16 protein-coding genes are annotated in these 19599 nt (G+C 72.2%); 8 read left to right on the forward strand and 8 right to left on the reverse strand.

The genetic code is table 11. The annotated features are described in order from the left end of the window. Positions 1-123 precede the first annotated feature (123 nt). Positions 124-858, reverse strand: a complete 735-nt coding sequence (locus EV372_RS17820) for an IclR family transcriptional regulator (protein WP_130396895.1) — start codon at positions 856-858, stop codon at positions 124-126. Between the two features lie 285 nt (positions 859-1143). Between EV372_RS17820 and EV372_RS17825 the strand changes: the two genes are divergently transcribed. Both EV372_RS17825 and allB read left to right on the forward strand, forming a co-directional pair. Next, positions 1144-2448, forward strand: a complete 1305-nt coding sequence (locus EV372_RS17825) for a DUF6986 family protein (protein WP_130396896.1) — start codon at positions 1144-1146, stop codon at positions 2446-2448. Between the two features lie 5 nt (positions 2449-2453). Next, positions 2454-3803 carry an allantoinase AllB gene (gene allB / locus EV372_RS17830; RefSeq protein ID WP_130396897.1) on the forward strand — a complete coding sequence of 450 codons (1350 nt, stop codon included), beginning with the start codon at positions 2454-2456 and terminating at the stop codon, positions 3801-3803. A 60-nt stretch (positions 3804-3863) separates the two neighbouring features. Here allB and alc read toward each other — a convergent pair whose 3' ends face one another. The 6 genes from alc to uraD form a co-directional block, all read right to left on the reverse strand. Further along, complete coding sequence (gene alc / locus EV372_RS17835) at positions 3864-4991, reverse strand: allantoicase (RefSeq protein WP_130396898.1); 1128 nt, start codon at positions 4989-4991, stop codon at positions 3864-3866. Positions 4992-5080: 89 nt separating this feature from the next. Beyond that, the gene (locus EV372_RS17840; protein WP_130396899.1) at positions 5081-6007 is read right to left on the reverse strand and encodes a LysR family transcriptional regulator; all 927 of its coding nucleotides are present in this window, start codon (positions 6005-6007) and stop codon (positions 5081-5083) included. Positions 6008-6114: 107 nt separating this feature from the next. After that, complete coding sequence (locus tag EV372_RS17845) at positions 6115-7623, reverse strand: nucleobase:cation symporter-2 family protein (RefSeq protein WP_130396900.1); 1509 nt, start codon at positions 7621-7623, stop codon at positions 6115-6117. A gap of 430 nt (positions 7624-8053) precedes the next feature. Beyond that, complete coding sequence (gene pucL / locus EV372_RS17850) at positions 8054-8950, reverse strand: factor-independent urate hydroxylase (RefSeq protein ID WP_130398976.1); 897 nt, start codon at positions 8948-8950, stop codon at positions 8054-8056. Positions 8951-9184: 234 nt separating this feature from the next. Beyond that, positions 9185-9523, reverse strand: a complete 339-nt coding sequence (gene uraH / locus EV372_RS17855; protein ID WP_019606914.1) for a hydroxyisourate hydrolase — start codon at positions 9521-9523, stop codon at positions 9185-9187. Continuing rightward, positions 9520-10068 carry a 2-oxo-4-hydroxy-4-carboxy-5-ureidoimidazoline decarboxylase gene (gene uraD, locus EV372_RS17860; RefSeq protein WP_130396901.1) on the reverse strand — a complete coding sequence of 183 codons (549 nt, stop codon included), beginning with the start codon at positions 10066-10068 and terminating at the stop codon, positions 9520-9522. Before uraD ends, uraH begins: the two co-directional genes overlap by 4 nt. 411 nt (positions 10069-10479) lie before the next feature. Here uraD and EV372_RS17865 point away from each other — a divergent pair, with 411 nt between their 5' ends. The 4 genes from EV372_RS17865 (at position 10480) to EV372_RS17880 (ending at position 14769) form a co-directional block, all read left to right on the forward strand. Continuing rightward, entirely contained in the window at positions 10480-11277 is a 798-nt protein-coding gene (locus tag EV372_RS17865) for a TIM barrel protein (protein WP_130396902.1), read from the forward strand. An 83-nt stretch (positions 11278-11360) separates the two neighbouring features. Then, positions 11361-12251: a 2-hydroxy-3-oxopropionate reductase gene (locus tag EV372_RS17870; RefSeq protein WP_130396903.1), complete on the forward strand. Its 891-nt coding sequence runs from the start codon at positions 11361-11363 to the stop codon at positions 12249-12251. Between the two features lie 224 nt (positions 12252-12475). Continuing rightward, entirely contained in the window at positions 12476-14191 is a 1716-nt protein-coding gene (gene gcl / locus EV372_RS17875; RefSeq protein WP_130396904.1) for a glyoxylate carboligase, read from the forward strand. 227 nt (positions 14192-14418) lie between these two features. Then, positions 14419-14769, forward strand: a complete 351-nt coding sequence (locus EV372_RS17880; protein WP_130396905.1) for a hypothetical protein — start codon at positions 14419-14421, stop codon at positions 14767-14769. A gap of 40 nt (positions 14770-14809) precedes the next feature. On the opposite strand, the gene EV372_RS17885 is transcribed toward EV372_RS17880, so the two are convergent. Beyond that, positions 14810-16072, reverse strand: a complete 1263-nt coding sequence (locus EV372_RS17885) for a M14 family metallopeptidase (RefSeq protein WP_130396906.1) — start codon at positions 16070-16072, stop codon at positions 14810-14812. A 321-nt stretch (positions 16073-16393) separates the two neighbouring features. Between EV372_RS17885 and EV372_RS17890 the strand changes: the two genes are divergently transcribed. Both EV372_RS17890 and leuA read left to right on the forward strand, forming a co-directional pair. Next, a complete protein-coding gene (locus EV372_RS17890) occupies positions 16394-17455 on the forward strand; it encodes an alkene reductase (protein ID WP_130396907.1) in 1062 nt (353 codons plus the stop codon). Between the two features lie 442 nt (positions 17456-17897). Further along, positions 17898-19598, forward strand: coding sequence for a 2-isopropylmalate synthase (gene leuA / locus EV372_RS17895; RefSeq protein ID WP_130396908.1), 1701 nt, complete (start codon positions 17898-17900; stop codon positions 19596-19598). The last annotated feature ends 1 nt before the right edge of the window (position 19599 follow it).

Here is a 19599-nt window from a genome sequence, read left to right on the forward strand (position 1 = left end):
GCTTCCGGTGTCGGGTGCGGGGCTCCGGCCCGCGGCGGTCCCGCGGGGTTCGGGCACCGCCGTCGGCTGCGGGCACGGGAGCGCCGAGAACGGGCCGGGCCGGGATCATCCCGGCCCGGCCCGTCACGTCTGGTTGTTGAGGTCGGTGGCCAGCAGGGTGGCGCAGCGCCGCACGATGGGGGCGGCGCGGTCCACGAAATCCCAGCTCACCCGGGCCTCGGGGCCCGACACCGACACGGCCATCCCCGAGGGCGCGCCCGCGACGGGGACCGCCACGCAGCGCACGCCGACCTCCTGCTCGCCGTCGTCCACGGCGAAGCCCTGTGAGCGGACCCGGCGCAGCTCGGCGAGGAAGGCGTCGGGGTCGGTGATGGTGCGGTCGGTGGCGGCGGGCATGCCGGTGCGGCGGACCGTGGCCAGCACCTCCTCGTCGTCGAGCTGGGACAGCAGTGCCTTGCCCACGCCCGCCGAGTGCGGCAGCACGCGGCGCCCCACCTCGGTGAACATGCGCATGGAGTGCTGTGAGGGCACCTGCGCGACGTAGACGACCTTGTCGCCGTCGAGCATGGCGAGGTTGGCGGTCTCGCCCAGGTCCTCCACCAGCTGCGCCAGGTGCGGGCGGGCCCAGGTGCCCAGCATCTGCGAGGCCTTGTCGCCCAGGCCGATCAGCCGGGGCCCCAGCGCGTAGCGGCGGGAGGGCAGTTGGCGCACGTAACCGTTGCCGACCAGGGTGCGGATGATGCGGTGGATGGTCGGCAGGGGGAGCCCCGAGGAGTCGGCCAGCTGGCTCAGCGAGGTCTCGCCGCCCGCCTCGGCCATGATCTCCAGCAGTGAGAAGGCGCGGTCGAGGGACTGCACGCCGCCGGAGCGTCCGCGTTTGCCCTGTTCGTCAGGGTGGAGAGAGGTCTGTGGGGCTGACAAGGATCGTGCTCCCATGCTGAGGGCCGTGGGTTCGGGGTCCTGCCTCCGCGCGGGGAGGACGGTTTCCGGCTCACTGTCTTCTATAGCACGTGCGACGGCGGTGTTCCGGTGCTCCGGGAACCTGCGTCCAGGGATCTTGGGCACGCCGGGCTCCCTTGTTATTCCGGATAGCAAAAGTTACTATCCACGATAGGAAAAACTAGCCTGGGAGGGGACATACACGTGCAACAGGACCGGTCCGAGAACCGCCGCAGGGAACCCGATCTCGGCCTGGACGTGCTCACCGCGGGACTGAACGCCCGCCTGGCCGACGCCGACGCCCGGCTCGTCCGCGACTACCCGGGCTCCTCCGGCGCACGCCAGCCGGTGCACACCGTCTACGTTCCGGCGGACCGCGTCCGGGCCGGACTGGTCCGGGAGTGGGGCGAGGCGGCCCTGCGCAGTCTGGACGAGTACGCGCCCGACGCCGCGGCCCTGGCCGCCGCCACCGGCGTGGACGAGGACGCCGTGGCCGGGGTCCTGCCCCGCCTGCGCGACAAGCTCGTCCGCGAGCCGGTCGAGGACCTGCGCGTGGACCTGGAGGACGGCTACGGCGACCGCGGCGACGCGCAGGAGGACGGCGACACCGTCGCCGCCGCCCGCGCCCTGTGCTCCGACATGGAAGCCGGACAGGCACCGCCCGTCCTCGGCGTGCGGATGAAGGGCATGGAGGCCGCCGGACGCGCCCGCGGGGCCCGCAGCCTCGCGCTGTTCCTGCACACCCTCCTGGAGGAGCGGGGCGGCCTGCCGGACGGGCTCGCGCTCACCCTGCCCAAGATCACCTCCGTGGAGCAGGTCGAGGCGATGGTCTGGCTCACCGAGGAGCTGGAGCGGCGTCTGGAGCTGCCCGAGGGGCGGCTCCGCTTTGAGCTGCAGATCGAGACCCCGCAGTCGGTCCTGCTCCCCGACGGCACGGTGGCCGTCGCCCGCATGATCGGCGCCGGACAGGGGCGGGTCAGCGCCCTGCACTACGGCACCTACGACTACAGCGCCGCCTGCGGGATCACCGCCGCCTACCAGAGCATGGCCCACCCGGTCGCCGACCACGCCAAGGCCGTCATGCAGGTGGCCGCCGCCGGAACGGGGGTGTGGCTCTCCGACGGCTCCACCAACGTGCTGCCCGTGGGCTCGGCCGAGGAGGTGCACGCCGCCTGGCGCCTGCACGCCTCCCTGGTCCGCCGCTCCCTGGAGCGCGGCTTCTACCAGGGCTGGGACCTGCACCCGCACCAGCTGCCCACCCGCTACCTGGCCACCTACGTCTTCTACCGCGAGGCCTTCGCGCCCGCTGCCGCGCGCCTGCGCGCCTACCTCGGCGCCGTCGCCGGGGGCGTGCTGGACGAGCCCGCCACCGCCCAGGCGTTGGCCGCCGCCCTGGTGAGCGGGGTACGCTGCGGGGCGCTGGACGAGGCCGAGGTGGCCGACGCCGCCGGAACCGACACCCGCACACTCGTCGGCCTGGCCAGCCGGCGGGTGGGACAGGAGCAGTGAAACCGATGACCCAGCACGATCTCGCCGTCCGCGCCCGCCGCGCCCTCACCCCCGAGGGGGAGCGGCCCGTCACCGTCGGGGTGCGCGACGGGCGCGTGGTCAACGTCCTGGAGGGGGAGTCCGCGCCGCTCATCGCCCGCCGCGAGATCACCCTGGCCGGGGACGAGGTGCTGCTGCCGGGCCTGGTCGACACCCACGTGCACGTCAACGAGCCCGGGCGCACCGAGTGGGAGGGTTTCGCCACCGCCACGCGGGCCGCCGCCCTGGGCGGGATCACGACCCTGGTGGACATGCCGCTCAACAGCGTGCCGCCGACCACCACCGTCGCCGGGCTCGACGCCAAGCGGGCCGCCGCCGAGGGCAAGCTCGCCGTGGACGTGGGCTTCTGGGGCGGGGCGGTCCCCGAGAACAGCCGCTCCGGCGCCACCAAGGAGCTCGCCGCGCTCTGGGAGCGCGGGGTGTTCGGGTTCAAGGCGTTCCTGTCCCCGTCGGGGGTGGAGGAGTTCGGCCACCTGTCCCCGGAGGAGCTGTACTCGGCCGCGGAGGCGATCGGGGAGTTCGGCGGACGGCTCATCGTGCACGCCGAGGACCCCGGCGTCCTGGACGGGGCGCCGCCCGCGGCCGGGCGCGACTACGCCTCCTTCCTGGCCTCGCGGCCCGACACCGCCGAGAACGAGGCGATCGCCCGGGTGATCGACGTGGCCAGGGCCACCGGCACCCACGCGCACGTGCTGCACCTGTCCAGCGCCTCCGCCCTGCCGCTGATCGCCCGGGCCAGGGCCGAGGGCGTGCCGCTGACGGTGGAGACCTGCCCGCACTACCTCACCCTGGAGGCCGAGGGCGTGCCCGCGGGGGCCACGCAGTACAAGTGCTGCCCGCCCATCCGGGACGCGGCCAACCGCGACCTGCTGTGGCGGGCGCTGGCCGACGGGCTGATCGACTGCGTGGTCAGCGACCACTCGCCCAGCACCCCCGACCTCAAGGACCTGGACACCGGCGACTTCGGCACCGCGTGGGGCGGGGTGTCCGGCCTCCAGGTGGGCTTCTCCGCGGTGTGGACCGAGGCCCGCCGCCGCGGCGGATCCCTGGCGGACGTGGTGCGGTGGATGTCGTCCGGGCCCGCCCGGGTGGCCGGACTGCGCGGCAAGGGCGCCATCGCCGAGGGCGCCGACGCCGACTTCGCCGTGGTCGCCCCGGAGGAGGCCTTCCGGGTGGACGTGCGCGCGCTGGAGCACCGCAACCCGGTGAGCCCCTACGACGGGGCCGAACTGCTCGGGCGGGTGCGCCGCACCGTCCTGCGCGGTCGGGACGTGGGGCCCGGGGACAGGGCCGGGCGGATGCTCGTCCGCGGGTAGGAACGGCGACGGGCCGCCGCCGGGAACATCCCGGCGGCGGCCCGATCGTTCGCGCGGGGGTCAGCCCCCCAGCTCGCTCCAGCGGTCGCGGAGGTGGTCGGCCCCGGCCCCGGTCAGGGAGCCGAAGACGTTGAGGCGCGCGATGCCGCCGTCGGGGTACACGTCGGTGCGCACGTGGGTGGCGGTGACCGGGGTGTCCAGGACGAAGCGGTGGGCGCTGTCGGGCTCCAGCCGGGTGCGGGGGACGATCTCGAACCACGCGTCGGGGGCGTCGGAGTGCGCGTCGCGTCCCATGACCGCGACCCAGCCCGCCGAGTTGCCCTTGAGGTAGGCGGTGTCCAGTTCCAGGGCGCGGACGGTGGCCTGGGCGGTGAGGCGGAAGCGCACCCAGTCGTGCTCGGTGTCGCGGCGGCGCCGGTTCTCCCAGCCGTCGTCCATCTTCTGCGAGCGGCCGGGGGCGATGATGTTGTCCGGCGAGGAGTAGAAGCGGTCCGAGGCGTCCTCGACCATGCCGCCGTTGACCAGGGCGGCCACGTCGAAGCCGCCGAGGGCGGTGAGCCAGTCGGGGTCGGGCACGGGCTCGCCGTACACGCGCAGGCGGGCCACGCCGCCGTCGGGGAACTGCTTGAGGCGCAGGTGGGTCCACCGGCGCCGGGCCTCCACCTCGAAGGCGTTGGCGGCGTGCCCGTACACGAAGGCGCGGGGGACGATCTCGGTCCACTCCGCCTTGAGCAGCTCGTCCGTGGTGGGGGTGCCCTCCAGGTGGACGGCCTCGACGCTGACCTCGCGGGGGTGGTTGCCGCGGAAGTGCGCGGTGTCCACCACCACGCCGCGCACCAGGCCGGGCAGGCCGAGGCGGACCAGGGCCCAGTCGTGGTCGTCGGCGGCGGGGTGGGGCTGGTCGCCGCTCACGCCGCGGCGCCTGCGGGTCTCCCAGCCGTCCATCACCTTGCCCTTGTGCCCGAAGGCGTGCGGGTCGAACACGGCCGGTCCGGGCAGCAGCAGGTTCTCGCGCTGGGCGAAGAACTCGTCGTTGGCCGCCACGACCCCGGCGCCCAGGCGCCGGTCGGCCAGGTCGACCAGGGCCGAGAAGTCGAGGTCGGTGCCTCGGTAGTCGGCGTAGGGGTCGCCGCCCGCGTAGGGCCGGGCGTTGTAGGCACGTGGATCGGTGGGCTGGGCCCCGCTCATGTTTCTCCCGAAAAAAGTGGACGTGTCGGACATGTCCAGAGTCCCAAGAGAAAACGATTACTTCCAGCGAAACTTTCTGATCATTCTGTTCAGCTGCACTGAACAGAAGGGACGCCCAGGTCCGCGGCGGTGTCGGCCAGGGCGCGCAGCACCACCGCGACCTGGGGGCGCCCGCCCGCCCCGGAGCGCACGGCGGAGACCACGTGGCGGCGGGGCTGGTCGGAGCGCAGCACCCGCAGGCTGACCCCCGGGGTGTCGTCCGCGGCGGCCAGCCGGGGGATCAGAGCGACGCCCATGCCCGCCGCCACCATGTCCAGGATGGCCCTCCAGTCGGAGGCCGCGTGCGCCTGTTCGGGGACGAACCCCGCCTGCGCGCACGAGGCGACGGTGATGTCGCGCCAGGGGCCCGAGGCCCCGTAGATCCACGGCTCCCCGGCCAGGTCGCGCAGGCGCAGGGCGCGGGCGTCGGCCAGGCGGTGGTGGGCGGGCAGGGCCGCGTCCAGGGGGTCGGTGAGCAGCTCGCGCCGGTCGTAGCGGCCGTCGTGGCCGGTGGGGGCCTGGGCGGCCAGGGACAGGCCGACGTCGATCTCGCCCGCCGACAACAGGTCGTAGACCTCGGCCGCCTCGGCCTGGTGCACCCGCGTGGTCAGGCCGGGGTGGGCGCGCCGCAGGGCGCCCAGCGCGGGCACCACGAGACTGGGGATGGCGGTGGCGAAGGCGCCCACCCGCACGTGCCCGGCCTCGCCCCGGGCGAAGCCCTCCAGTTCGGCCTCGGCCCGCTCCAGCTGGGCCAGGACGATGTCGGTGTGGCGCAGCAGGGCGTGCGCGGCGTCGGTGAGGCGGACCCGCCGCCCGTGCGCCTCCAGCAGGGCGACCCCCACCTGCTGGGAGAGGGAGGACAGCTGCTGGGACACGGCGGAGGGGGTCATGCACAGGGCCTCCGCCGTGGCCCGGACGGTCCCGAACTCCTCCAGGGCGCGCAGGACGCGGAGTTTGCGAAGATCCCAGTCGGTCACCCTGTCAGGAATACCATTCAGCCGCCCTGAACGGTAGCGCCGGTGCCCGCGGGGGTTCCGCGGACACCGGCTCCGGGGGCGGGGGCGCGGCCCCCGCCCGTCGGCGGTCACGCCCGGGGCTTGTCCAGGGGCCCGGCGCCCCCGTCGCGGTAGGCCTCCCGGGCCTGGTCGGTGTACTTGGCCTCCCCGGGGCCGGCGCTGCCGATCTCCTCGGCGTCGATCTCGGCCGGGGCGGCGGAGCTCCCGCGTCCGATCACGTTGAAGCACACGTTGAGCACGATCGCCACGACGGCCGCGCCGATGATGCCCGAGTGCGCCACCAGCTCCACCGACTCGGGCAGGAACGCGTAGAAGGTCGGGTAGGCCAGCGGGATGACCGCCACGCCCACGGAGGCGGCCACCAGCACCAGGTTGAGGTTGTTGGTGAAGTCCACCTTGGCCAGGGTCTTGACGCCGCTGGCGGCCACGCTGCCGAACAGCACCAGGCCCGCGCCGCCGAGCACGGGTGTGGGGATGGCCGCCATGGCGCCGCCCAGCACCGGGAACATCCCCAGTGCGACGAGGATGCCCGCGCCGGTGGCCACCACGTAGCGGCTGCGCACCTTGGTCAGGGCCAGCAGTCCGATGTTCTGAGCGAAGGAGCTGGTGGGGGTGGCGCTGAAGATCGGCCCGATGATCGACCCGCTCACGTCGGCGCGCAGGCCCGCCGAGATGCGCTTGGCGTCCACCTTCGAGCCGGTGATCTCCCCGACCGCGATGATGTGCGAGGCCCCCTCGGTCAGGACCACGAGCATGATGACGCACATGGTGACGACCGCGGCGACCTCGAACCGGGGCGCGCCGAAGTAGAACAGCGAGGTCGGGTCGAACACGATGTCGGCCTCGCCCACCCGGCTGAAGTCGGTCATGCCCAGGGGGACGGCGACCAGGGTGCCCGCGATCAGGCCCAGGAGGATGGACAGCCGACCCCAGATGCCGGGGAGGACCCGGGAGCCGAGCACGATCACCCCGAGGGTGAGCCCGGCCAGGCCGAGGTTGGCCAGGGGCGCGGCCGGGACCGCGGAGCCGTCCTCCAGGGTGCGGGCGCCGCCGTCCATGATCCACCGCGCCGCCACCGGCATGAGGCTGACGCCGATGACGGTGATGATGGTGCCCGTGACGATCGGGGGGAAGAAGCGGATCAGCTGCCCGAAGAACGGCGTCAGCGCCAGGGCGAAGACTCCGGCGGCGAGCGAGGCGCCGAAGGCCACGGGCAGGTTCTCGCCGTCCTGCCCCGCGGCCAGGGAGGTGATGGCGCTGACGGGGACGAAGGAGCAGGCCACCACGATCGGCATCTGCGCGCCGACGCGCCGGTGGCCCACGGTCTGCATGAGGGTGGCGAACCCCGCCACGAGGAGCGCGCCGCTGACGAGGATGCCCATGGCGGCAGGGTCGTTCGCGAGCCCGGCGGCGGCGCCGATGACGAGGGCCGGCGCCACCGCGCCGGCGTACATGGTGAGGATGTGCTGGAGCCCGTAGACCAGGAGCAGCCGCGCGGGCAGCTTCTCGTCCTCGGGGCGGGGGGAGGAGGCGGCGTTCGTTGTGGCCGAGTCCTTCGCGGACGGACTGTTCGACATGGCCAGTTTCCAGCCTTTGCGATCGGCGGCCACCCCGGAGGGGGCCGAACTCTCGGGCACGGGGCCCGGTGGTGTCGCACCGGTCCGACACCTCCGTCAGGGGGCGCCGGGGCCGGGGGAGGGCCCGCCGCGGCGGGCCAGGGCCCGTGGCACGGCTGTGCGCGCGGGTCACGGGGGTGTCGGTGCGCGTGCCCGGCGGGGAGCCGGGGCCGCGGACGGGACCGCGAGGAGAGGGCGGTCCCGCCCGCGGGGCACCTGCCGGAGCGCTCACCGGGGAGCGCCCGGACACGGGGCGGGGGCAGGGCTTTCTCCGTCGGGGACGCCGTCCGGACGCCGGGGTCCCCCTCGGCGCGCCCGGACGCGCGGGACGGTCGCGGACCGCCCGGGGACGGGAGGGCGGCGTGCGGCGGCGTCCCGGGGAGGGCGGCTTCTAGACGAAGCCGGGGACGGTCTTCCAGGCGTCGCCGGGCTCGGGGGCGTCGTCGCGCTCCACGGTGGCCTCGATCTTGCCGTAGGGGCGGTCGGCGGCGAAGAAGACCTCGTTCGGGTTGTCCAGGCCGAACGGGGACAGGTCCACCAGGAAGTGGTGGTTGTTGGGCATGGAGAAGCGGATCTCGGCGATCTCCGGGTGCGCCTCCAGGACGGCCCTGCCCATCTCGTAGAGGGTCTGCTGCAGCGCCAGGCTGTGGGTCCGGGCGAAGGCGTCCAAGCACAGGGCGCGGACCGAGGAGTAGGCGCTGTCGAAGTCGTGCTCCACGCCCACGTAGCGCCAGCGGGCGGTGACGTCGGTGGCCAGGATCCGGTCGGTGGTCTCGGGCAGCGTCGTGTACTTGGTCTTGGGGTAGCCGTGGAACTCCGAGCCGGTGGACTTGAGCACGGACAGGCCCTCGAAGCCGGAGACCACCCACTCCCGGTCGCCCGTCTTGGTGACGACGGTGGTGCGGGTCTCGGCGCCCTTGCGCGAGAACGCGTGGTCGTGCGGGCCGGAGGAGGTCTGGATCCGCTCCCAGGAGTACTCCTGCACCTCCTGGCGGGCCCCGTGCACGTACTCGTGCTCGTCCACGAAGTGGCGGGCCAGGCGCAGGGCGAAGTCCTCGACGGCGCCGACGCCGCCCCACTCGCGGGCCTTGGCGTAGACGGTGTTCTTCTGGGTGTCGGTCGGCAGGCAGGTGCTGTTGTCGCCGAGGGTGTGCACCGTCTCCAGCTCTCCGCGCAGCTGGGAGGTGACGTTGACGTCCTTGATCCGGTGGACGTCGGTGTCGCGGTCGACGTGGACGAGGCGGACCTCGGCCTTGCCGTACTGGTTGTCTCCGAGTCGGATGCCCATCAGGGTGAACTCCATCCGTGTGATGCGTGAAATCGTCATCGTTCGCGCCGTGGCGCAGGTGCTACGAGGGAGGACCGCTGTGGTCGTGCGGAAGGACCTGTCGCGCACTCGAAGATTCAGGTGTGCCCTGGCCGGCGAGGATCTCCTGCCCGCCGCTCCCTTCCCGGTCGGCCGTGCCGCCGCGGTGGTCTGTGTGGGTGGTGTCCAGGGGGAGGGCGCGTGGCGCCCGCCCGGCTAGGAGCCCCGGTAGGTCGAGTAGGCGAACGGGCTCAGCAGCAGCGGGACGTGGTAGTGGGCGTCCTCGTCGGCGAGGTCGAACACGATGGCGACCTCGGGGTAGAAGCCGCGCTGGCCGGTCGCCCCGAAGTAGGCGGCGGTGTCGAAGACGATCCGGTGGAAGCCCGCGGGGAGCCGGTCGGGGCCCAGGTCGGGCACGCGCCCGTCGTCGTCGGTGCGCCCCTCGGCGACCGTCCGCCAGGCGCCGGGGCCGTCGGCGGCCTCCAGCCGCACGGGCACGCCGCGGGCGGGGCTGCCCAGGGCGGCGTCCAGGACGTGGGTGGTGACGTGGCTCATGCGTCCTCCAGGAGTTTGACGAGGCGGAGCCCGGCGATCCGCCGCAGCTCCCCGCCGACCACGGCCAGTTCGGTGGCGCGGTCGTTGGACAGGCGCGCGACCAGGTCGGCGAGGAGTTCGCGGCTGGAGCGCCCGCTCGCGCAGACGAGGTAGATCTGCCCGAATCTGTCCTCGTACTCGCGTTGGGCGTGGGCGAAGATCCGCTGGACGCGCACGGAGGCGTCGTCGGTGTCGGAGGCGAAGGCGGACTGCTCCCCGCGCGACCAGGCGGCCTCGGTGCCGGCGCCCTCGGCCTTCTCCCCGATGCGGGGGTGGCGGGCCAGCGCGGAGGCGACCTCGTCGGCGGTGACGGCGCGCGCGTGCCCGTCGGCCGAGGCCAGCAGGGCCGCGCGGTCGGAGAAGGGCGCCTCGGACGCGACGGCCGCGACCCAGCGGTCCACGTCCAGGCACTGCGCGAGCGCGGCGCGCAGCTCCTGTTCGGGCAGCGCGTTCAGGCGGGCCAGGCCGGGGTCGGGCCCGCTCTCCGGCTCCTCCGGGGTGCTCATGTGGTCTCCCGTGACTTGGCGCGAACCCCGGGTCCCCGTCCGTGGGACGGCGTACCGCCGCAGCCCCCGCCAAGAATTTTCGTAGTGCAGATAGCTAATTCCGTATTACGGATTGGAGGGACTCTAGTTGATGCGAGTGTGACCTTGTCAACACTCGCAAGGGGAGATCTGCGAAAAATAACCCGTTCTGTGCCCGAGCACAAAGAAGGTCCGACCTTCTCGCCGTCACGCAGAGTCCGCGACGGGTTTCGGGGGGTTCGCGGGGTTGGTGCGCCTGGAGTGGCGTCCGGGGTGGGGGAGGGCCGGGTCCGGGGGTGGTTGACAAGCGGGGGTGCCCCGGCACACACTTCAATCATTCCTTAAAGCGAAAACTACTTTCCACATAGTGGAAGTAGATGCTGGAGGCAAGGTATGAGCCACACCCTGGGGTACACGGTGAACTGCTCGCTGCTGTTCACCGAGCTCCCCCTCAACGACCGCCCCCGGGCGGCGCGGGAGGCGGGTTTCGACGCCGTCGAGTTCTGGTGGCCGTTCGAGAGCCCGACCCCGCCCAAGGACGAGATCGACGCCTTCGTCTCCGCCCTGGACCGGGCGGGGGTCCGTCTCAGCGGCCTCAACTTCTTCGCGGGCCAGCTGCCCGGCCCCGACCGGGGCGTGCTCTCGCACCCCTCGCGCAGCGCCGAGTTCCGCGCCAACATCGAGGTCGTGGTGCGCATCGCCGAGCGCACGGGCGCCACGGGCTTCAACGCCCTCTACGGCCTGCGCCAGCCGGGGGTGGACCCCGGCGAACAGGACCGGACCGCCCTGGAGAACACCGTCGCGGCGGCCGAGGCCGTGGCGGCGGTCGGCGGCACCGTCCTCATCGAGCCCATCAGCGGGGCCGAGAGCTACCCCCTGACCACGGCCGCGGACGGGCTCGCGTTCGTCGCCCGGGCCGGGGAGGCGGGCGCGGACAACGTCGCCCTCCTGGCGGACCTGTACCACCTCGCCGTCAACGGCGACGACTTCGCCGCCGCGGTCCGCGACCACGCCGCCGAGTTCGGACACATCCAGATCGCCGACACCCCCGGACGCGGCGAGCCCGGCACCGGACGGCTGCCCATCGAGGAACTGCTCACCGCCGCCCAGACCGGGGGCTACCAGGGGCTCGTCGGCCTGGAGTACAAGCCGACCGTGCCCAGCGCCCAGAGCTTCGGCTGGCTCAACTGACTCCCCAGCCGCGCACCCCGCCACCGGCCACACGGCACCCGCAGCACAGCACCAGCAGCACACCAGTCACGAAGGGGGCCCTCGTGCCCGTCAAGAAGATCGCCTTCATCGGCCTGGGGATCATGGGTCTGCCCATGGCCGTCAACCTCGTCCGCGCCGGGTACACCGTGACCGGCCACAACCTCTCCCCCGAGCGCGTCGACGCGCTGGTCGCCGAGGGCGGCCTGCGCGGGGGCGGCGTCGCCGGGGCCGTCGCCGACGCCGACGCCGTCATCACCATGGTCCCGGACTCCCCGGACGTGGAGGAGCTCATGCTCGGCCAGGGCGGCGTCTTCGAGAACGTCAAGCCCGGCACCCTGGTCATCGACATGAGCACCATCCGCCCGGACGTGTCCCGCGCGGTGGCCGAGGCCGGGGCCGAACGCGGCCTGCGCGTCCTGGACGCCCCCGTCAGCGGCGGCGAGGCGGGCGCGGTCGAGGCCAAGCTCTCCATCATGGTCGGCGGCGCCGCGGAGGACTTCGAAGCGGCCCGGCCGCTCTTCGACGTCCTGGGCACCACCCCGGTCCTGGTCGGACCGAACGGCTCCGGCCAGACCGTCAAGGCCGCCAACCAGCTCATCGTCGCGGGCAACATCCAGCTCCTGGCCGAGGCCCTGGTCTTCCTGGAGGCGCACGGGGTGGACACCGAGTCCGGCCTGGAGGTCCTGGGCGGAGGGCTCGCGGGCAGCACCGTGCTCCAGCGCAAGGGAGCCGCCATGCGCAAGCGCGACTTCACCCCGGGCTTCCGGATCGCGCTGCACGACAAGGACATGCGCATCGTCACCGACTCCGCGCGCGCCGCCGGGGTCGCGATCCCGCTGGGCTCCCAGGTCGCGCAGTACGTCGGCGCGCTCAAGCACCAGGGCCACGGCGGCCTCGACCACTCCGCGCTGCTGAAGATCGTCGAGCAGCTCTCCGACCGCTCCGAGAAGTAGCGGACCGGCCCTTCACAGGCCAGGGTCCGCACCCGGCCCCGCGCCGTCCCTCCCCGGTGTTGGCCGCACCGGCGGACACGGCCCGCGCGCCGTCCGGACCCACCTGCGGGCTCGCCCGCACCCCAGCGGCACCCCGGCACCACCCCTAGCACACAGCGTCATCACGACACAGAGTCACCACCACACAGCCACCAGCACCCCCAGCACTGAAGGGTTCGCTTCCCATGCCACAGATGCCCGCGATGAACGCGGTCGTGGAGGTCCTCAAGGACGAGGGCGTCGACACGGCCTTCGGCTGCCCCGGCGCGGCCATCCTGCCCCTCTACAAGGCGATGGAACAGGTCGGCGGCATCGAGCACCTGACCGTCCGCCACGAGGAGGGCGCCACCCACATGGCCGACGGCTGGTCCCGGACCACCGGCAGGGTCGGCGTGGCCATCGGCACCTCCGGCCCCGCCGGGACCAACATGATCACCGGCCTGTACACGGCCATCGCGGACTCGGTCCCGATCGTGTGCATCACCGGCCAGCAGCGCACCGACCTGCTGGACAAGGAGGGCTTCCAGGCGGTCGACATCGTCGAGATCGCCAAGCCCGTCACCAAGTGGGCGGTCCAGGTCAAGGAGGCCGCCACCGCGCCCTGGATCTTCCGCGAGGCGTTCCGGATCGCCCGGGAGGGGCGCCCCGGCCCCGTCCTGGTGGACATCCCCGTGGACGTCGCCCAGCAGCTGATCGACTACGACCCCGCCATCGACGCGCCGCTCAAGGTCAACGCCGTCGAGCCGCACCAGCCCCGGGTGGAGCGCGCGCTGGACATGCTGCTGGAGGCCGAGCGCCCCCTGATCCTGGCCGGAGGCGGCGTGATCACCGCCGAGGCCTCCGACGACCTGCGCGCGCTGGCCGAGCACCTCCAGGTCCCGGTGCAGGTCACCCTCATGGGCAAGGGCTCCTTCGACGAGGACTCGCCGCTGTACTCGGGCATGACCGGTGTGCAGACCTCCCAGCGCTACGGCAACGCCTCCTTCCTGGAGTCGGACCTGGTCCTGGCCGTGGGCGCGCGCTTCGCCGACCGCCACACCGGGCAGATCGACGTCTACCGGGGCGAGCGCAGGTTCATCCACGTCGACATCGAGGCCACCCAGATCGGCCGGGTCTTCGAACCCGACCTGGGCGTGGTCTCCGACGCGCGGCTGTTCCTGCGCGAGCTGCTCGCCGCCGCACGCGCCCGCGGCGCCAAGGCCCAGGTGCGGCCCTGGATCGACCGGGTCGCCGAGCTCAAGGCCACCCTGACCCGCCGCGAGGACTTCGACACGGTCCCCGTCAAGGCGCCGCGCGTCTACAAGGAGATCAACGAGGTCTTCGGCGAGGACACCTACTTCGTCACCGCGATCGGCCTCTACCAGATCTGGGGAGGCCAGCACCAGAAGGCGTACAAGCCGCGCCACTACCAGATCTGCGGCCAGGCGGGCCCGCTCGGCTGGGAGATCCCCGCCGCCATCGGCGTCAAGAAGGCGCTCAAGCACACCGAGCCGGACGCGGAGGTCGTCGGGATCGTCGGCGACTACGGGTTCCAGTACATGGTCGAGGAACTGGCCGTGGCCGCCCAGTACGACGTGCCCTACGTCATCATCATGCTCAACAACGAGTACCTGGGCCTGATCCGCCAGGCCTCGATCCCCTTCGACATGAACTACCAGGTGGACATCCACTACGACGAGTACGGCACCGACAACGTCAAGCTCATGGAGGCCTACGGCTGCTCCGGGCGCCGCGTCGTGGAACCCGGGGAGATCCGCGAGTCCCTGGAGTGGGCCCGCAAGCAGGCCCAGGCCACCTCGCGGCCGGTGCTCGTGGAGATCATGATCGAGCGCGAGGCCAACACGCCGCACGGGCCCGCGATCGACGCGGTCCGCGAGTTCGAGCCGGTCCCGGGGGTCTGAGAGCGCGTGTGCCCCGTGCGGAACGCCTGCCACAGTGGACTAAACGGGGCACACCGGACACAGGTGAACCCGCCGTTACGGGGTTGTGTCCGGAGTGTTTCGCGACGTGTGTTTTCTCCGGCCCGCACCTGCGTAAACGTGGACTCACCTTGACGACGGATCCGCCGTGCCAGGGAGCGGGATAACGCAACGGAGCCGTCGTCGGCACTCTCGGAAGTTGGAAAAGCATGTCCCCCCACGCGCGTTTCCTCTCTGCGGCCGCCATCGCGGCCGTCGCGCTCGCCTCCTCCGCCTGTTCCTCCCAGAACGGCTCCGAGGAGGAGTTCCAGGAACTCCTGGTGGAGAGCGGTCTGCCCGGTGACGAACTCAGGATCACGGCACCGGACTCCGAAGGGTTCTGGTGGGCCACCTACGAGGCCACGGACGACTGCCAGCTCCAGTTCAAGTGGAACGGCACCGACCCGGTGCTGGTCTACGGGGCCCAGACGGACGGCTACCTGGAACTGGCCCCGGACGAGACCTACGTGGAGTCCTTCGGCCAGGGCAAGGTCCAGCAGGCCTGCCAAGGGGAGTTCTGACCGCCTCCGGCCCCGGGCTCGCCGCCCGGGGCCGGAAGCCTCAGCCGCAGTGGTCCGCCTCCGCGCCGATGATCCGGTACGGGCAGTCCGCGTAGTCGAGCAGGCGCAGCACGGCCTCCTCGTTGCGGGCGGTCTCGCGCCCGACCACCGAGGAGGGCGGGTAGAAACCGCCCTCCCAGGCGCTTGCGGGGTACATCTCGAAGGTGAAGTTGACGATCCGCTGGTCGCCCCAGAGCCAGTCGCCGATCGACCCGTCGGTGACGTAGAGGTCGCTCGACTGCTGGGGTGTGTACCCGTTGGCCTCGGCCATGTACTCGCCCAGCGCCTCATGGGTCCGGTACTCCTGGGCGGTCATCCCGTCCACGACGGCCCCGTAGGTGTAGCCGAACGGCCACAGGATGAGCTCGCTGTAGGTGTGGAAGTCCACGGCGGCGGTGATCTGCTGCTCCCCGCCGACGACCCGTCCGCGCACGAAGTCGGCGACCGCGCGCACCTCGGTCGCCGACTCGGGCGCGGAGCCGCGGTAGGTGAGGCTGCTCGGGTTGCCCGAGGAGCCGCCGCAGCAGCCCCACATGTAGTCCCAGTTGCGGTTGAGGTCGGTCCCCAGGGCGGAGGAGCCCGTGTTGGGCTGCCGGTTCTTGCGCCAGTTGCGCCAGTTCGAGCCCGCCATGTCGTACTCGCCGCCGTCGGGGTTGACGTTGGGCAGGATCCAGATCTCGCGGCCGTCGACCAGTTCGGTGATCCGGTCGTCGTCGCCGTACCCCTCGGTGAGCATGCGCATGAGGTGGACGGCCATCTCCACGGTGAGGTGCTCGCGCGCGTGCTGGGCGTGGACGAACAGGACCTCTGGCTCGTCCTCGTCCACGGCGGCGTTGTCGCTGATCTTGACCGCGACCAGCTCGCGCCCCTCGTGGGAGCGGCCGATGACCGACCTCGCCGCGATGCCGGGGTTGGCGGTCACGACCTCGTCGATGACGTCGAGCAGCTCGGGATAGGTGGTGTAGCCGGGGTCGGGCGAAGCCAGGGGCCGGGGCGGGTCGAACACCTCGACGTCGTAGCCGAGACCGGTGATCTCCGCGGCGTCGTCGGGGGTGGCCGTGACCAGGACCGAGTCGTCCCCTACCTGGTCGATGGCGGCTCCGGTGGCGGCGATCCCGGTGCGGTCCCGAGCGGTGACCGCGCCGTGGACCTCGTAGAGGCCGTGGGAGGGCTCGGCGGCGGCGGCGCCCGAGGCCAGCGTGCTCAACAGGAGCGCGCCGACGGTCGCGGGGGCGAGGACTCTGAGTGGGGTGAGGGTTGCCACGATGCCTCCGTAAGTGGGGGTGAGGCGTCGAATATGTGGCGTTATTGCAAGAGAGAACCGTACTTACTGTCAATACGACTAACTTTCGGTGACGAAAGTGGCGAACTGACTTGTTTAGCGCTCCAAGCAGGTGAAGCCCGCTTCCGCTCCGTGCGCGAGTGGTCACCGTATGGCCGGATGTGGCCACACGGTGGTCGCGTCCGGCGGGTGCGGGCGGTCCGCCGGAGAGTACCCGGTCAACGGTCCCGCGGCGGGTCCTCCTAACGTGAGGGCGTCCCCGAGGGCATGACCCCTCTCGACCCGCACACCACGGAGCCCGCCTTGAGCGACCTGTTCGATCCCGTCCGGATCGGCCGCCTGCACCTGCCCAACCGCCTGTTCATGGCCCCGATGACGCGCTCGCGCTGCCGAGGGGGCGTGCCCGGCGACCTCGCCGTCGAGTACTACGCCCAGCGCGCCTCCGCCGGGCTGATCATCACCGAGGGCATCCAGCCCAGCGTCCGAGGCCAGGGCTACACCGACACCCCGGGGCTGCACAGCGACGAGCAGGTCGCGGCGTGGCGGCGCGTCACCGACGCCGTGCACGAGCGCGGCGGACACATCTTCGCCCAGCTCATGCACGCGGGCCGGGTCGGACACCCCAGCCTCTACCCCGACGGCGGCCTGCCCGTCGGCCCTTCCCCCATCGCCTCGGGCGCGTCCATGTACGACGGCAAGCAGAAGCTCGCGCACCCGGTGCCGCGTGAGATGACCGCCGCCGACATCGACCAGACCCTCGCCGACCACGCCGCGGCCGCGCGCAACGCGATCGCCGCCGGTTTCGACGGGGTGGAGCTGCACGGCGGCAACAGCTACCTCATCGAGCAGTTCCTCTCCGACGGCAGCAACCGGCGCACCGACGGGTACGGCGGCAGCGCCGCCAACCGCGCCCGCTTCGCCCTGGAGGCCGTGGACGCGGTCGTCGAGGCCGTCGGCGCCGACCGCACCGGCCTGCGCGTCTCCCCGGCCAGCAGGCTCAACGGCATCAGCCAGAGCGACCCCCTGGAGCAGTACCTCGCGCTCCTGGACGGGCTGCGTAGCCGTCCCGGGCTGGCCTACCTGCACCTGACGGAGTCGGCCTCGGCCGAGTACACCGACGCGCTGCGCAAGGAGTGGCCGGGGACCCTCGTCCTCAACCCCGCCTCCGGCACCGACACCGGACCCGCCACCGCGGCCCTGGCCGAGGAGCGGGCGGACGCCGTGGCGATGGCCGCGGCCTGGATCGCCAACCCCGACCTGCCGGCCAGGATCAGGACCGGCGCTCCCGTCGCGGTTCCCGACCGGGCCACCTACTACGGCGGCGACCACCGCGGCTACACCGACTACCCGGCCCTGGACGCCTGACGCGAAATCCCGTCGACGGGACCGGCCCGGCCGCCGGCGCGCGGTGACCGCGCTGCCGGCGGCGGTCCCGGGTGTTGGCCGCACCCCGGGCCCCGTCGACGGGATCTGGAACAACCCCCCTAGCACTGAAGGGTTCACCGAAAATGTTACAGACACCCCGCCGGTCTCTTGAGGTCGAGGTACCGGTAAGGGGGTGAATCCCGCCGTGCGCGCCCTCCGTGAGGAGGATCCCCAGGTCATGTGACGCCCGTCCCAACATATGGACACCGGGTACCAGTTCCGACGGGCCGTCTGCTAGCGTGAGGACCGTTATGCTGCGCGAGCTGCTTCTCCTTAGCGGCCGCGGCGGGGGTCGTTAAAAGGTCGGCTCCCTCGCCGCGGGACTTCGGCTTGTCCTGGTCGACCATGACCAAGCGCCAGATCCACCCGAGGAGCCACCGAGATGGTGCCGCAGCAAAAGCCCAGCCCCATGCCCTTCCACCGCTACAAGCCCTTCGCGCCGGTGGACCTGCCCGACCGCACCTGGCCCTCCAAGAGCATCACCGAGGCCCCACGCTGGCTGTCCACGGACCTGCGCGACGGCAACCAGGCGCTGATCGAGCCGATGGACCCCGCCCGCAAGCGCGAGATGTTCGAGCTGCTGGTGCGGATGGGCTACAAGGAGATCGAGGTCGGCTTCCCCGCAGCCAGCCAGACCGACTTCGACTTCGTCCGGTCCCTGATCGAGGGCGACGCGATCCCCGACGACGTACAGATCTCGGTGCTGACCCAGGCCCGTGAGGACCTCATCGAGCGCACCGTGCAGAGCCTGGTCGGGGCCAGGCGCGCCACCGTGCACCTGTACAACGCCACCGCGCCCACCTTCCGCCGCGTCGTCTTCCGCGTGGACCGCGAGGCCTGCAAGGACATCGCCGTCCAGGGCACCCGGCACGTCATGCGCTTCGCCGAGCAGTACCTGGGCGAGACCGAGTACTTCGGCTACGAGTACTCGCCCGAGATCTTCGTCGACACCGAACTGGACTTCGCCCTGGAGGTCTGCGAGGCCGTCATGGACGTCTGGCGGCCCGGCCCGGGCCGCGAGATCATCCTCAACCTGCCCGCGACCGTCGAGCGCTCCACGCCCAACGTCTACGCCGACCAGATCGAGTGGATGAGCCGCAGCCTGTCCCGGCGCGAGCACGTGGTCGTCTCGGTGCACCCGCACAACGACCGCGGCACCGGCGTGGCCTCGGCCGAGCTGGCCGTCATGGCCGGGGCCGACCGCGTCGAGGGCTGCCTGTTCGGGCACGGCGAGCGCACCGGCAACGTCTGCCTGGTCACCCTGGGCATGAACCTGTTCAGCCAGGGCGTGGACCCCCGGATCGACTTCTCCGACATCGACGAGATCCGCCGCACCGTCGAGCACTGCACCCAGCTGCCGGTCGCCCCGCGCCACCCCTACGGCGGCGACCTGGTCTACACCGCCTTCTCCGGCTCCCACCAGGACGCCATCAAGAAGGGCTTCGTCGCCCAGCAGGAGGCCGCCGACGCCGCGGGGACCCCGGTGGAGGAGTACGTCTGGGACGTGCCCTACCTGCCCATCGACCCCAAGGACGTGGGCCGCAACTACGAGGCCGTCATCCGGGTCAACAGCCAGTCCGGCAAGGGCGGCGTCTCCTACATCATGCAGCGCGACCACTCTCTGGACCTGCCGCGCCGCCTCCAGATCGAGTTCTCCCAGGTCATCCAGAAGTTCACCGACGCCGAGGGCGGCGAGTTCGCCGCCGGGCGCATCTGGGAGATCTTCTCCCAGACCTACCTGGCCGAGGGCGGCCCGGTCGCGGTGCTGGCGCACCGCTCCACCACCGGCAGCGACGGCACCTACCGGATCGAGGCCGACGCCCGGGTCAACGGCGAGATCCGCGAGCTGACCGGCACCGGCAACGGCCCCATCTCCGCGTTCTGCGACGCCCTGACCGACGTCGACGTCAAGGTCCGCGTCATGGACTACGTGGAGCACTCCATGGGCGGGGACGGCGACGCCCGCGCGGCCGCCTACGTGGAAGCCGAGATCGACGGCCGCGTGGTGTGGGGCGTGGGTATCCACAGCAGCATCACCACGGCCTCGCTCAAGGCGCTGTGCAGCGCCATCGCGCGCGTCTGAC

Source organism: Nocardiopsis sp. CNZ308 (assembly GCF_004217075.1).

Coding starts and splice junctions, on each gene's coding strand:
- EV372_RS17845 (WP_130396900.1), bottom strand. CDS start 7,623: ATGTCGAACAGTCCGTCCGCGAAGGACTCGGCCACAACGAACGCCGCC.
- uraD (WP_130396901.1), bottom strand. CDS start 10,068: ATGAGCACCCCGGAGGAGCCGGAGAGCGGGCCCGACCCCGGCCTGGCC.
- alc (WP_130396898.1), bottom strand. CDS start 4,991: ATGAGCGGGGCCCAGCCCACCGATCCACGTGCCTACAACGCCCGGCCC.
- EV372_RS17865 (WP_130396902.1), top strand. CDS start 10,480: ATGAGCCACACCCTGGGGTACACGGTGAACTGCTCGCTGCTGTTCACC.
- pucL (WP_130398976.1), bottom strand. CDS start 8,950: ATGGGCATCCGACTCGGAGACAACCAGTACGGCAAGGCCGAGGTCCGC.
- gcl (WP_130396904.1), top strand. CDS start 12,476: ATGCCACAGATGCCCGCGATGAACGCGGTCGTGGAGGTCCTCAAGGAC.
- uraH (WP_019606914.1), bottom strand. CDS start 9,523: ATGAGCCACGTCACCACCCACGTCCTGGACGCCGCCCTGGGCAGCCCC.
- EV372_RS17880 (WP_130396905.1), top strand. CDS start 14,419: ATGTCCCCCCACGCGCGTTTCCTCTCTGCGGCCGCCATCGCGGCCGTC.
- allB (WP_130396897.1), top strand. CDS start 2,454: ATGACCCAGCACGATCTCGCCGTCCGCGCCCGCCGCGCCCTCACCCCC.
- leuA (WP_130396908.1), top strand. CDS start 17,898: ATGGTGCCGCAGCAAAAGCCCAGCCCCATGCCCTTCCACCGCTACAAG.